This window comes from Photobacterium sp. HL06 (assembly GCF_059552575.1).
In genome coordinates this window covers 427,450-441,198 of the sequence record NZ_CM183915.1, presented here as the reverse complement: position 1 = coordinate 441,198, position 13,749 = coordinate 427,450, and the positions used below count along the sequence as shown (strand labels likewise).

Here is a 13,749-nt window from a genome sequence, read left to right as displayed (position 1 = left end):
CTGCCGCAGAGTTAAGTAAGCGCTTTCTTAACCAATAACTCCTAAATGTGAAGGATTATGTGATGTATAACAAAAAGGTTTTAGCTGCCTTAGTATGTGGCTTGATGTTATCTGCAAATGGTGTTTCGGCTGAAGAGGTGAAACAGGGGGGAACACTAACTGTGCCTATCATCGGTACAGGCTTTGTTGATAACTTCAACCCGTATACTACGAAGGACTTACTACATGGTGTGATGTTCGAACCATTGATGGTTTTCAATAACATGACAGGTGGCACTGAGTATCGTCTTGCAAAATCCGTTGAATATTCTGATGATCTGAAGAAAATTTTTGTCACATTGCGTGATGGCTTGAAGTGGTCAGATGGTTCATCATTAACAGCTAAAGATGTTGCCTTTAGTTTCACTATGACTAAAGAGGCACCCGCGTTTGACCAAAAAGGTATTTGGAGTGGTGGTAACCTGGTAAGTGTTACTGCAAAAGATGCGACAACTGTTGTCTTTGAACTCACTGAAGCTGATTCGACATTTATCTGGTCACTACCTGCCTACCATATTGTGCCAGAGAAAGTTTGGAGTAAGGTTAAAGACTTAACAACCTTTACTAACCCAAATCCTATTGGTAGCGGTCCAATGACAACGGTTAAGTATGTGAAGCCACAGCAAATGGAGCTTTGCCGCAACCCGAATTACTACCTAGAGAACCGCCCATACCTTGATTGTCTAACTTACCGTTCATACAACGATAACTCTCAGATTCAGCCAGCTTTGATGAAGGGTGAAATCGACTGGGGTTCAAACTTTATTGCCGATGTTGATAACACTTTTGTTGCTGCAGATCCTGAGAACAATCATTACTGGTACCCAGCCAACGATGCGATTCACCTTTATGTGAATACCAAAGAAAAGCCATTTGATGACCTGCAGGTACGTAAGGCACTTTCAATGGCATTAGACCGTGAGGCGATTGTTGATATTGCTGCATACGGTTACCCTACGGCAAACTATAATGTTGGTGGCATCGGAGAGCTTTATAGTAGAAGCATTAGTAAGAAAGTTACTGATAAATATAAAGGTATCACTCAGTACAACCCTGAAAAAGCAAAACAACTACTTGATGCTGCAGGCTATAAAGATTTAAATGATGATGGCTTCAGAGATACCTCTGATGGTAAAACCATTGAATTCGACATTGAAGTTGTCAATGGCTGGACAGACTGGATTCAAGTTGTTCAGATGGTAACTGAATACTATGAAGAAGTTGGTATTAAAGCGAATGTCAAAACAGTCGACTGGTCTGTTTATGACAAGTCTCTGAAAGAGAGCGAATATAAGATGTCGATTAACTGGTCTATGGTTGCGACTAATCCAATTCTCGCTTATCAAGAGTATTTCTCAACATCCCGTATTGGTAAAACTTGGCATGCTGGGCATGGTGTTCACTCTAAAGATATCGATAACTTGATTGATAGTTTCGGTAAGACCAAAGATCCTGTTGAGCAAAAGAGAATTCTTGATGAACTTCAGGTGTTTACTGCTGAGAACTTGCCGTTCATTCCGCTGTTTTCCAACCCAACTTGGTTCCAATATAACAGTTCGAAAATTACAGGCTGGCCAAATAAAGATAACCCGTATGTTCAACCTGTTTGGTATGACGGCGGTAAGCGAGTGCTAATTCTCAATAATCTTCACCTTAAGTAATTAGTAATAATTTAAAGAGCCATCTTGTTGGCTCTTTAATTACCGGAATATTTTATGAGCTTTTTAATACGCAGACTCAGTTTTTATTTTGTTGCTTTTCTTATAGCAATATCCTTCAATTTTCTTCTGCCAAGGTTAATGCCAGGTGATCCGGTAGAAGCCTTATTTGCCGCAGCGCAAGGCCGAATGGATCCCGCGCAGATGGATGCTGTCAGAGAAATGTATGGCTTTATGGATGGCTCTGTATTTGAGCAGTATATTGCATATATTAAAAGTGTCTTTACGCTGGATCTCGGGCCATCAGTCTTAATGTTTCCTGTAAGCGTTACGGATGTGATTGGGCAAGCTCTGCCATGGACCATTTTCCTGGCGTTAGGCTCATTAATTGTAGCCTTAATTATTGGTGTATCAATCGGGACATATGCTTCGTATCGTCGCGAAGGGTTGTTTGGTCAAGTTGTGCCACCAACGCTGGCTTTTATTAGTAACTTCCCCTATATCGTCACAGCGTTGTTACTGTTTTACTTCTTTGGGTTAAAGCTTGAAGTATTGCCGCTAGCGTATACCTATGATCCAGCCCTAGAGCCGGGATTTAACCTGGAATTTATCGGAAGTGTATTAAAACATGCCGTATTACCAATGGGTTCAATGATTGTGGTTGGCATCTCGACCTGGGTGTTCAACATGCGTAATGCAATGATCAATGTACTTGGAGAAGACTACGTTACTATGGCTGAAGCTAAAGGCCTCAGCAGTTATCGTGTAATGTCACGTTATGCAGGGCGTAATGCAATCTTACCCGTTGCAACGGCTATTGCGATGGCAATCGGTTTTTCTTTCGCAGGCTCAATCATGACCGAAGTCGTGTTTAACTATCAGGGGCTGGGAAATATCCTCCTTAAAGGCATTGTTGCTCGAGACTACCCACTTATTCAGGCAATCCTTCTTATACTTGTCTCTGCTGTACTAACCGCAAACTTCATAGCAGATCTTCTTTATGTCTGGCTTGATCCACGGATTTCTAAATAAGGTTTGAATATGAGTAAATTAATCGATTCAATTGACAGTAATAATATGTCTGCTCAAAAATCAAATAAGTTTGTGAAAAAATCAAAGGAAATTTTTTCAACATTACACGCATTTTTTCATGGTAACCCGCCCGCCATTATTGGTGGTTTGCTTATCTCGATGGTCTTGATTGGTGCGCTAATGGCACCAGTGTTAGCCACGCATGAACCAACTAAACGTGTTGCCAGACCGCATGTTGCGCCGAATGCTGAGCATATACTGGGAACAACACGAAGTGGCCGTGATGTATATAGCCAAGTGTTATACGGGGCTCGTAAATCGCTTACCGTTGCGCTTTCTGCTGGCATTATTGCGATGACATTGGCCGTTGCAATTGGTGTGACATCAGGTTATATGGGCGGCAAAGTAGATGAATGGCTTAATTTTGTCACCAATGTGTTCTTGGTATTTCCTCAGCTCCCCTTGCTGATTGTACTGGCCGCATTTCTGGGACAGGTTGGCTCGCTGGTCATAACAATATTGCTCGGGGTCACATCATGGCCATGGGGGGCGCGGGTAATACGCTCGCAAACCATGGCGATACGAAACAAAGAATTTATCATTTCTGCAGAAGTCATGGGCGAATCTAAGTTACGTATTATTCTTGTTGAAATTCTGCCCAATCTAATCTCAATCGTATTTGGTGGTTTCCTCGGTACGGTAATTTATGCAATGGGCTCAGAAGCAGGCCTAGGTATTCTTGGGCTGGGGGATGCTACAGAAGTTAGCTGGGGCTCTATGTTGTACTGGGCACAAACATCATCGGCACTGTATACCGGGGCTTGGTGGGAAATGATTGTTCCAGCGGCTGCACTTGCGATTACAGGTGGTTCTTTGGCACTCATCAACATGTCAATCGACCAGGTGAGTAATCCAAAACTAAAAACTGGACCACATATGAAATTGTGGAAAAAATTGAAAAGAGAAGCAGACAAACGCCGGGGCTTATGATGAAAGACGTATTATTAGAGATTAACAATCTTTGTGTCGACTATGTTTCTCCAAACGGAGTGGCACGAGCGGTCAATAATGTCAGTTTGAGCATTGCCCCTGGCGAAACGTTGGGTATTGCCGGTGAATCGGGTTGCGGTAAAAGTACATTGGCATTTGCGATTTCGCGGCTACATAAAGCACCAGCGTTGATTTCTGAAGGTGAAATTCTTTATAAAGATCGTGACGTGTTGAAAATGTCCGATAAAGAATTACGCGATTATCGCTGGAACGACGTCTCTATTGTGTTTCAAAGTGCAATGAACTCTCTAAACCCAGTGATTACCATTGGTGAGCAGTTGGTCGATGTAATCATCGCGCATAAGAAAATCAGCGATAAAGAGGCGCATCAGAAAGCCGTTGAGTTGCTGGCTATTGTCGGTATTCATGGTGACCGAATGGCGAGTTTCCCTCACCAACTGAGTGGTGGTATGAGGCAGCGTGTCGTCATTGCGATAGCTCTGGCTCTTGAACCTAAGCTGATCATTATGGATGAACCAACGACCGCACTCGATGTGGTGGTTGAGCGTGAGATCCTAAATGAATTATATGATTTAAAGACCAAATTTGGTTTTTCAATACTGTTTATCAGTCACGACTTAAGCTTGATGGGTGAAATTGCAGACCGTATCGGTGTGATGTATGCCGGTAACCTGATCGAGATTGGTGACGCTGAAACCGTATTTGGCAAACCATCACATCCTTATACGCAGGGGTTGGTCGCATCGTTTCCGACCATTCACGGTCCGAAAGAGAGACTATATGGCATCCCGGGTAATCCTGTTGATTTACTCCGTATTCCTGATGGTTGCAACTTTCAAGATCGCTGTAATCAATGTATGGCAGAATGTAAGATGCGCGAACCTGAACTGATCAAGCTTAATGATCATCACCAAGCTGCATGTCACCGGTTATAAGGAATAAGTGATGGATACTATAGAGAATAAAGAAGTAGTACTCTCTGTACGAAATATGGTCAAAGATTTTCCAATTGGTAAGTCAGGTGGAAAAAATCATTACATGCGTGCTGTAAATGATGTTTCGTTCGACTTGTGTAAAGGCGAAGCCTTGGCAATTGTTGGTGAGTCAGGCTCGGGGAAAAGTACCGGAGCGCGTATCTTAACCCGTATCTATGATCAGACTGACGGTGATATTTTATTCAAGGGACAACCTCTACACGAGTATACTGAAAAGCATGGTAGCCTGGAGTATGCACGCCAGGTTCAGATGATTTTTCAGGATCCGTTTGGCTCGTTAAATCCGGTTCATAACATTTATCATCATATAGCCAGACCTTTGCTGATCCATAATCGTGTGGGTAAAAAGTCAGTCCAAAGGCTGGTCTATGAATTATTGGAAATGGTGGGTCTTAATCCAGCTGTAGAAACAGCAGAAAAATACCCGCACCAGCTTAGTGGAGGCCAGCGCCAGCGTGTGGCAATTGCCCGTGCCATTGCGGTTTCTCCTGAAGTGATTTTGGCCGATGAGCCTATTTCCATGCTCGATGTGTCGGTTCGGCTAGGTATTTTGAACTTGATGTCGGACTTGAAAGACAAGCATGGTATTTCCTTTATGTACATCACGCATGATATTGCCACTGCACGATATTTTGCTGAAAAAACGGCAGTAATGTATGTCGGTCATATGGTTGAGTGGGGCAACAGCGATAAAGTTACCCAAACACCACAGCACCCGTATACCCAGTTGTTGCTTTCTGCTGTTCCTGAGCCAGGGAAAGCTGGTCGACGTGAATTGAGTGCAAAGAAAGGTGAAATCCCGTTATGGAAACCAGACAGCATTGGCTGCCCATTTGCGGCTCGTTGCCCTAAGGCCACAGACCAATGCACGAAGTCTATGCCTTTTATTACACAGATTTCAGAGGATCATTTTATCAGGTGTCATCATATCTGATTTGATTACAATTTTTTTTATGTAAGCAAGAAAGCGCTTTCATTAGTTTTGGTAAATTATAATGGCAACAAAAATTAATACACAGTCGAGCGACATTACAGGTAAGTTCCTTACACTGGATGGTGAGAAATACTATGCGATTGAAAATGTTGATCGCATGGCTCCTTTTTTTATCAGTGTTGTTTCGGCAAGTGATCACTGGCTGTATATCTCATCAACTGGCAGTTTATCTGCAGGTAGGGTGAAACCTGAAAATGCGTTATTCCCTTATAAGTCGGTAGACTATATTCATGAGAGTGCAGAAAATACAGGTAGTAAAACTCTTGTTAGGGTGATCGCTGAAGATGGCATTAAGTTATGGGAACCGTTCAATGCTCACCATGATGGCCTTTATCAGATCCAGCGTAATCTTTATAAAAATGCAGCGGGTGATAAAATTATTTTTGAAGAAGTGAACGATGATTTATCGTTGACTTTCAAGTACCAGTGGTGCACCAGTGATAAATATGGTTTTGTCAGAACCTCAACACTGAATAATCACTCATCGCAGCCTGTTAAGCTAGAGCTAATCGACGGCATTCAAAATATTCTACCTCCAGGTGCTCCATTATCGGCTATGCAGGATCGCAGTGCGTTAGTCGACGCCTACAAATGGAATGAGTTGCTACCTGTGTCGGCTCTGGCCACATACAGCATGTATGCCAAGTTAAGTGATCGTGCTGAGCCAGCTGAATCTCTACGGGCAACGACAGTATTCAGTATTTCTGATGACTATGAGGCGATATTACTCTCTAGCGAGCAACTTGGTACTTTCCGTCTTGGTGGAGAAGTTGAGACCGAGAAGTTAAGACGCGGCCTGCGCGGTGCGTATTTTATTTACAAGCAGTGCGAACTTGGTCCTAAAGAAGAAAATACCTGGCAGATCGTTGCTGATATCAATCAGACCCATGCCGATATTGTGGCTTTAAAACAGACTTTGTTATCGATTAAAGCAGTTGAGACAGATATTAGCCGCTCAATTAAAGAAAACCACAAGGAACTCTTGATGTTGATGGCAGGCAGCGATGCTTGGCAGAAAACCGCTGAAGAAGAGACAACGGTTCATCACTATGCCAATGTATTGTTTAATAACATGCGCGGCGGTGTGGTGGTTGATCAATATTGGGTCGACAAGAAAGACTTCGTTCAAACGCTGAATAATTCAAACAAGGCTGTTGCGTCTGGTCATGCCGTATTCTTGGCAAACTTACCCGAGCGTATCGGTTACGAAGAGCTGATTGCTTTAGCAACAGAACAAAATAACAACCAGCTTTTACGCCTTTGCTATGAGTATCTGCCTTTAACGTTTGGTCGTCGTCATGGTGATCCGAGTCGCCCTTGGAATCATTTCGAAATCAAAGTGAAGGATATCAATGGTGATCGTTTACTTTCATACCAAGGGAACTGGCGAGATATTTTCCAGAATTGGGAAGCGCTTGCTGTTAGTTATCCTAATTTTATCAAGTCGTTTATCGCCAAGTTTGTTAATGCATCAACCATTGATGGTTATAACCCATACCGAATTACCAAAGAAGGTGTTGACTGGGAAATTCTAGATCCGGAAGACGCATGGAGTAATATTGGTTACTGGGGTGACCATCAGATTATTTATTTGCTGAAGTTTTTAGAACTGTCAAAGAAGTACCAGCCACAGGAACTAAATACACTATTGAACAGTGATATTTTCAGTTATTCGAATGTGCCTTATGAGATTAAGGCTGTTGATGAACTGTTTGATGATCCTAAGAATACCGTTGAATTCAACCAGAATAAGCAAGACTTTATTGGTGATATGGTTGTTGAGTTAGGTAGTGATGGTCGATTGCTGCTGAACAAAAACAACGATGTTTACCTGGTTAACTTGACAGAAAAGCTTATGGTGCCTTTATTGGCCAAGCTGGGTAATCTCGTTGTTGATGGCGGTATTTGGCTGAATACACAACGCCCTGAATGGAACGACGCCAACAATGCCATCGTCGGGAATGGTCTGTCAATGGTGACGCTATATTATATGCGCCGCTATGTTGCCTTCATGCAAGAGTTGCTGAAAGACAATACCATGGGTATCGATATTTCATCGGAGCTAGTTGACTGGATTCTTGCCACAACACGAATCTTAAATGATGCGAAAACCGAACTGAGACAGAAAAGTATTACCCGACAGACCCGAAAAGCCTTGTTGAGCAGGCTTGCCAGTGCTGCGAGTGACTATCGGACTACTGTCTATGAGAATGACGGTTTTTCTGGGAAAACAAAAATTGACTGCCAGTTTATCAATCAGCTGCTGGATGTCAGCTTGGCCGTTATTGATGAGGGTATCGATGCCAACCGACGACAGGACGGTTTGTATAATGCGTATAACATCATCAGCTACTCCGCTGAGAATGCTAGTGTTGATGAGTTATATCCGATGCTTGAAGGACAGGTTGCGGTATTGAGTTCGGGAGTGCTGTCGTCAGAGCAGGCGGTAGATTTGCTGGATAACCTGTATTCCAGTGAGATGTTCCGTGAAGATCAGCAAAGTTTCATGCTCTATCCTGACCGTGATTTAACCTGCTTCATTGACAAAAATACCATTAATGAAACACGCGTATTCGGTAATGCCTTGCTCCGTAAAATGGTCCACAATGGCGATCATCGATTGGTTGAACCTGATGCTGATGGTTCCTATCACTTCAATGCAAGCTTTGAAAATGTAGGCTTCTTATTGACAGTACTGAGTGAGGTTGAGCGGGATTACAAGGGCATTGAGCAAGACGCGATTTCGGATGTAGTGGATTGCTATGAAGAGGTGTTCAATCATCAGGCATTCACTGGACGTTCGGGTACCATGTTTGGCTATGAAGGACTTGGTTGCATTTATTGGCATATGGTATCTAAGCTGTTACTTGCTGTTCAGGAAAACTACTTTGCGGCCTGGGAAGCATCGCCAAATTCAACAACAACTCAAAAGCTTGCTGAATACTATTATAAAGTACGTTCAGGTATTGGGTTTAATAAAACACCGGAAAATTATGGAGCTTTCCCAACCGACCCATACTCGCATACACCTAAACATGCTGGAGCACAGCAGCCGGGTATGACGGGGCAGGTGAAGGAAGAGATCCTGACTCGCTTCGGTGAATTAGGGGTATGTATTGAAAACGGTATCATTCACTTCAAACCTTCATTATTGAGGAAAACAGAGTTTTTGTCTGTTAGTGATCGTTTTGACTTCATTAATATTGATAGTGAGAACCAGACAATTGTTCTGCCTAAAAACGCGCTGGCGTTTACTTATTGCCAGGTACCCGTTGTTTATCGAGCTGTACAGGAAGGTGAAGGACAGCTTGTAGTAACACTCCGCAGCAATGAAACTATTCAATTACCAACGATGGCGCTTGATTCTGAGCTTAGTCGTCATCTGTTTGCTCGTAGCGGTGAAGTAAAAGAAATTAGCGTTTCTATTCCATCAACAATGCTAATGGCTTAACCGCTGCAGGAGTGAACATGAATAGTCATCTTTTAGAGATGTCTGAATATGATGAGGTGGGTTACTCGCCATTGATTGATTTTCAATCATGGCGGGTGGCGATACTGAATTATATTGATGAGTTAGATACTGATAAAATTAATAATTTTCAGTGTCATAACGAAACTGATGAGGTCTTCGTCTTATTGTCAGGAAAGTGCATTTTGTTCTGTGCTGAGCTAGATGACGATAATAATATTACTCATATTGCTACTTGGGATATGGAACCGAACAAAGCCTACAACATTAAGCGCGGGGTATATCATACCCATACGCTCAGTGAAGATGGCAAGGTTCTTATCGTTGAAAATAGCGATACAAGTGATTGCAACTCACCCAAGATCATCATTGATGACACGATTCGTGACAGGCTGGCGCAACTAACGTCAGGCTTATGGACGTAATTATCTTCAGGGTTAAATAAAGGCAGTTTAACTGCCTTTTTTTAGGAGCTTTATATGCGTAGCAAATTACCATTCTATGAAGATTGGCCTTTGGTGTCTTCGATGATTCCTCTCGAGTCACAACAAGAACGTGAAATTGATGAAATTTTGCAGCAAATGACTCTTGAAGAAAAAGTCGGCCAAATGATTCAACCAGATCTTAGGGCCGTTACGACCGATGACATTAAGCAATATAAACTGGGTTCAATTCTAAATGGTGGTGGAGCATGGCCCAAGGAAAACCGATATGCGAGTAGCGCAAATTGGTCTGCTTTAGCCGACAGTTTCTGGCTAGCTTGTGAAGATACCTTCAGTGATCGTCCGTTCAGAATTCCTTTTATGTGGGCCACAGATGCCGTACACGGCCATAATAATGTGTTTATGGCAACGGTGTTCCCTCACAATATTGGTTTGGGTGCAGCACATGATCCAGAGCTTATCAGAAAAATTGGCCATATCACTGCCACAGAAATTGCTGCTACAGGGTTGGACTGGACATTTGCCCCCACTGTTACAACGCCGCGTCATTATAATTGGGGGCGTGTTTATGAAGGGTACTCTGAAGATCCTGAGGTGGTGTGGCAATATGCCGGGAAAATGGTCGAAGGCTTGCAGGGTACAGCCAGTGAGTTAAAAGGGGATCATAAGGTTCTGGCAACAGTTAAGCACTGGATCGGAGATGGTGGTACAGAGGAAGGCGTTGATCGTGGAGTAAACCATTACTCTGAAATTGATTTGATAAATATCCATGGGCCGGGTTATTTCAGTGCGCTTGAGGCGGGAGCCCAAACTGTGATGGCTTCATTCAATAGTTGGGAAAACAGCGCCAATTATGATCATGGCCAAGGGAAATGTGCCGATAGCGGTGAATATAATTATAAAATTCATGGCAGCCGGTATCTATTGACTGATGTGCTTAAAGATAAAATGGGCTTTGATGGGCTGGTTGTCTCTGACTGGAGCGGACACGCTGAAGTTTCAGGTTGCACCAATAATAATGCCAATTATGCCGTTAATGCTGGCATTGATATCGTAATGGTACCGGAAAGAGATGACTGGTTAGCGGTATATCATAACCTGGTTGAAGGTGCGCGGTTGGGAGAGGTTTCTCAGGTACGTATTGATGATGCGGTTAGTAGAATTTTGCGGGTGAAAAAGCGTGCAGGGTTATGGAAAAAACCAAGTCCATCGGCTCGCTCTCTGGCTGGCAACCAAAGTGTTCTCGGCTCGCCAACCCATCGGGAGGTCGCGCGCGAAGCCGTAAGAAAGTCGATGGTATTGCTGAAAAACAATGATGAGCTGCTCCCGATATCACGACAGCAGAAAGTCTTGCTGGCAGGCAGTGCCGCTGATGATATTCAGAAACAAGTAGGCGGATGGAGCCTGACTTGGCAAGGTAGCGAAACCACCAAAGCCGATTTTCCGGGTGCAACAACGTTTAAGGATGCACTAGAGGTCACCGTGGGTGGTGATAACGTTTGTCTTTACGATGAAGAGTCATCAGAAAAAGAGCCAGATATCGATGTTGCGATAGTCGTGATCGGTGAGTCGCCTTATGCTGAGATGTGTGGTGATTTAAAATATTGGGAGTCACTGGAATTTTCATCACTGAATCGCTCTTACAAGAAAGATCATGATACGGTCGTTCATTTAAAGCAGCTTGGCTATAAAGTAGTCACTGTTTTTTATTCAGGTCGTCCGCTCTATATCAATAACGAAATGAACCATTCTGATGCATTTGTTGCAGCATGGCTGCCTGGATCTGAAGCGGTCGGTATCACTGATGTGCTTTTGACCGATGAGTCGGGAGAGTTGAATTTTGATTTTACTGGCAAGTTAACCTTTAGCTGGCCAAACAAGAAATACTCTAAAGCCATCAATCTCAGTAGGCCTGGTTTGCTCCACCCTTCTTGTGAGCAGGCAATTACTGGAGAACATAAACCTCTATTTGAGTATGGCTATGGCTTGTCTTATTGCGACCAGTCAGATGGTGTAGATTCTAATTTGACCAACAACAGTCTGCCATTAGATTCATCAGAGTCATTATTTAAGAAAGACAACTCGGTGACTTCTTTGTTTGGTGTCGATGCTGATACACAATGCCGTTTGTTGGCATATAGTCCGGCAAAGGGCGAAGAGGAAGAAATATCATCGAATTCCAGAATGACGCTTGATGGTGCGACAGTAACACCGGTCAACTATAAGCATCAGCAAGATGCACGGCGCGTGATGGTAGAGCAGGGGAGCTCATTGACTATTGCGATTGAAGTCGATGAGGATGAGGTGCTTTGCATGTCTGAGAATGACTATTTAGAGCTTGATGTGTGTGTCCGGCACTATCATTCTCAGGCATCATTATCCTTTGCTGTTGAGGGCTCGAATCAATGTGGTATCGATGACTGGCTATTTTCTCCATTAGGGCAATGGAAAACGGTAAAACTATACGGTAAAGATGTACTGAAAAGCTGTAGCGATGGAGCCAATATCCGCCGTCCGTTTGTTCTTTATTGCGAAGGGGAATGTGAGCTTGATATCGGCCGTATTGCCTTGGTGGCATCGTAGAGAAAGTGTCTGGTATTTTTACTTGTGGAAGTGTAATCGTGAGTGACATTAAAACATTAACAGCTTCAACTCCAGAAGCTCTAAAAGCTTTTTTGGATAATAAACTTGAGCAAGAATATTATATTTATTGTCAGTTTAAATCTGATTCACTCACATATGATCTGAATCTTGGAAAAGTGATGGGCTTAATTTTTCAAGATGAGGTTATTAGATCAGAAAAGGATACGGTTCTTTTGACGTTTCAGAAGTAGCTGTTGAAGCGATGAGTTGGGCGTTGTAAATGATAAGTTAAGTTGATGGGGAGGTAACTCCCCATCATTGTATCAGTAACTCAATTTATCTTTTTTACAGAGTCTCGAATAACCAGTTCTGGTGTCAGTTTGTTCTTTAATTGATATTCACTATTATTAAGCAGAGCCAATACGCCTTTTGCTGCTTCTATCCCCATTTCTCTTACTGGGAAGTTAATGGTGGTAAGTCTCGGGCGGATGTGTTGGCTGTAGGTATCATTATCGAAACCAACAATTGAAATATCATTACCGACTGAGATATTCCTTTCACTACAAACGTCATAGGTCGCTAAGGCAATATTATCGTTCTGACAGAAGATCGCAGTAATGTCACTGTCACGATCAAGTAGCCGCCTAACTGCTTCGTGGTTACCCTCATGATCAAAACGACCTTCGACAATTAAGTTGGCATCATAACTTATGCCAAACTCTGTGAGAGCATTTCTATACCCTTGTAAGCGATCACGGCTGTCAATTTTGCTTAGCTGCCCGGTAATACAAGCAATTTTAGTATGCCCGCATTCGATAAGATACTTAGTCGCGAGGTAGCCGCCCAGCTCATTATCTATGCAGATGCATTTGTCAGACAGCTCAGGGATATAGCGGTTCAGAATAATGGTTGAAGTCGTATCTTTGGCAACGTTGATCAGTTCATCATCAGTTAGTTTATCTGAATGGATAATAAGACCGTCAACTTGCTTGGACTGAAGGAATCGAATGGAATCCACTTCTTTGGTTTTTGACTCCTGGCCGCTAGTGACAATTAAATGTAGGTTTTTCTGGCGGACAGTATCTTCAGCCGTGTGCATCAATGGGCCATAGAAAGGGCCTTCAAGAGAGCCAACAAGCATGCCTATACTATTTGAACGGCTGGATGCCAAGGCTTGTGCAAAAGCATTGGGCTTATAGCCAAGCTCTTCAATCGCAGCAAAAACCTTAGCTCTGTTGGCTTCTTTTACTGTTGGGTGTCCATTTAAGGCTCTGGAAACTGTTGACTGAGAAACTTGAGCAAGTTCAGATACTTCTTTAATGGTGATCAACGGGACTTCCTTACAATGAATGGATGAATGCTATTCGGATTGCTACTTTTGAAATAAGTAATACTGAACGATCATACTTTGACTCGGTATTTTACCTCTGGCTGAATAGAGAGCATAGGTTTTTACTTAGTAATTTTGAACTATATAACACTTTTAGGCAAGCGCTTTCTCTGGGTTGGGGCTTTGGATAGTGCT

Annotated in this window: 10 protein-coding genes; 9 read left to right on the top strand and 1 reads right to left on the bottom strand. The window is 42.9% G+C overall.

The window, feature by feature from the left end:
- Positions 1-62: 62 nt before the first annotated feature.
- The 9 genes from AC51G0_RS20490 (at position 63) to AC51G0_RS20450 (ending at position 12,475) form a co-directional block, all read left to right on the top strand.
- Entirely contained in the window at positions 63-1,700 is a 1,638-nt protein-coding gene (locus AC51G0_RS20490) for an ABC transporter substrate-binding protein (protein WP_496303502.1), read from the top strand.
- A 54-nt stretch (positions 1,701-1,754) separates the two neighbouring features.
- Complete coding sequence (locus tag AC51G0_RS20485) at positions 1,755-2,729, top strand: ABC transporter permease (RefSeq protein WP_496303501.1); 975 nt, start codon at positions 1,755-1,757, stop codon at positions 2,727-2,729.
- A 45-nt stretch (positions 2,730-2,774) separates the two neighbouring features.
- Positions 2,775-3,719, top strand: a complete 945-nt coding sequence (locus AC51G0_RS20480; RefSeq protein WP_496304161.1) for an ABC transporter permease — start codon at positions 2,775-2,777, stop codon at positions 3,717-3,719.
- A complete protein-coding gene (locus AC51G0_RS20475; protein WP_496303500.1) occupies positions 3,716-4,675 on the top strand; it encodes an ABC transporter ATP-binding protein in 960 nt (319 codons plus the stop codon). The genes AC51G0_RS20480 and AC51G0_RS20475 overlap by 4 nt, the downstream gene beginning before the upstream one ends.
- Positions 4,676-4,685: 10 nt before the next feature.
- Positions 4,686-5,669, top strand: a complete 984-nt coding sequence (locus AC51G0_RS20470) for an ABC transporter ATP-binding protein (protein ID WP_496303499.1) — start codon at positions 4,686-4,688, stop codon at positions 5,667-5,669.
- Between the two features lie 61 nt (positions 5,670-5,730).
- A complete protein-coding gene (locus AC51G0_RS20465; protein WP_496303498.1) occupies positions 5,731-9,180 on the top strand; it encodes a 1,3-beta-D-glucan phosphorylase, GH149 family in 3,450 nt (1,149 codons plus the stop codon).
- 17 nt (positions 9,181-9,197) lie between these two features.
- Positions 9,198-9,623 (top strand): hypothetical protein, encoded by a 426-nt coding sequence (locus tag AC51G0_RS20460; RefSeq protein WP_496303497.1) that lies wholly within the window; start codon positions 9,198-9,200, stop codon positions 9,621-9,623.
- A gap of 54 nt (positions 9,624-9,677) precedes the next feature.
- Positions 9,678-12,224: a glycoside hydrolase family 3 protein gene (locus AC51G0_RS20455; protein ID WP_496303496.1), complete on the top strand. Its 2,547-nt coding sequence runs from the start codon at positions 9,678-9,680 to the stop codon at positions 12,222-12,224.
- A 38-nt stretch (positions 12,225-12,262) separates the two neighbouring features.
- The gene (locus AC51G0_RS20450) at positions 12,263-12,475 is read left to right on the top strand and encodes a hypothetical protein (RefSeq protein WP_496303495.1); all 213 of its coding nucleotides are present in this window, start codon (positions 12,263-12,265) and stop codon (positions 12,473-12,475) included.
- Positions 12,476-12,555: 80 nt separating this feature from the next.
- On the opposite strand, the gene AC51G0_RS20445 is transcribed toward AC51G0_RS20450, so the two are convergent.
- Positions 12,556-13,554, bottom strand: coding sequence for a LacI family DNA-binding transcriptional regulator (locus tag AC51G0_RS20445; RefSeq protein WP_496303494.1), 999 nt, complete (start codon positions 13,552-13,554; stop codon positions 12,556-12,558).
- Between the last annotated feature and the right edge of the window lie 195 nt (positions 13,555-13,749).

What these genes read in the sequence shown, in the direction of transcription:
- AC51G0_RS20455 (WP_496303496.1), top strand. Translation starts at nt 9,678, where the DNA reads ATGCGTAGCAAATTACCATTCTATGAAGATTGGCCTTTGGTGTCTTCG.
- AC51G0_RS20460 (WP_496303497.1), top strand. Translation starts at nt 9,198, where the DNA reads ATGAATAGTCATCTTTTAGAGATGTCTGAATATGATGAGGTGGGTTAC.
- AC51G0_RS20490 (WP_496303502.1), top strand. Translation starts at nt 63, where the DNA reads ATGTATAACAAAAAGGTTTTAGCTGCCTTAGTATGTGGCTTGATGTTA.
- AC51G0_RS20470 (WP_496303499.1), top strand. Translation starts at nt 4,686, where the DNA reads ATGGATACTATAGAGAATAAAGAAGTAGTACTCTCTGTACGAAATATG.
- AC51G0_RS20475 (WP_496303500.1), top strand. Translation starts at nt 3,716, where the DNA reads ATGATGAAAGACGTATTATTAGAGATTAACAATCTTTGTGTCGACTAT.
- AC51G0_RS20480 (WP_496304161.1), top strand. Translation starts at nt 2,775, where the DNA reads ATGTCTGCTCAAAAATCAAATAAGTTTGTGAAAAAATCAAAGGAAATT.
- AC51G0_RS20485 (WP_496303501.1), top strand. Translation starts at nt 1,755, where the DNA reads ATGAGCTTTTTAATACGCAGACTCAGTTTTTATTTTGTTGCTTTTCTT.
- AC51G0_RS20465 (WP_496303498.1), top strand. Translation starts at nt 5,731, where the DNA reads ATGGCAACAAAAATTAATACACAGTCGAGCGACATTACAGGTAAGTTC.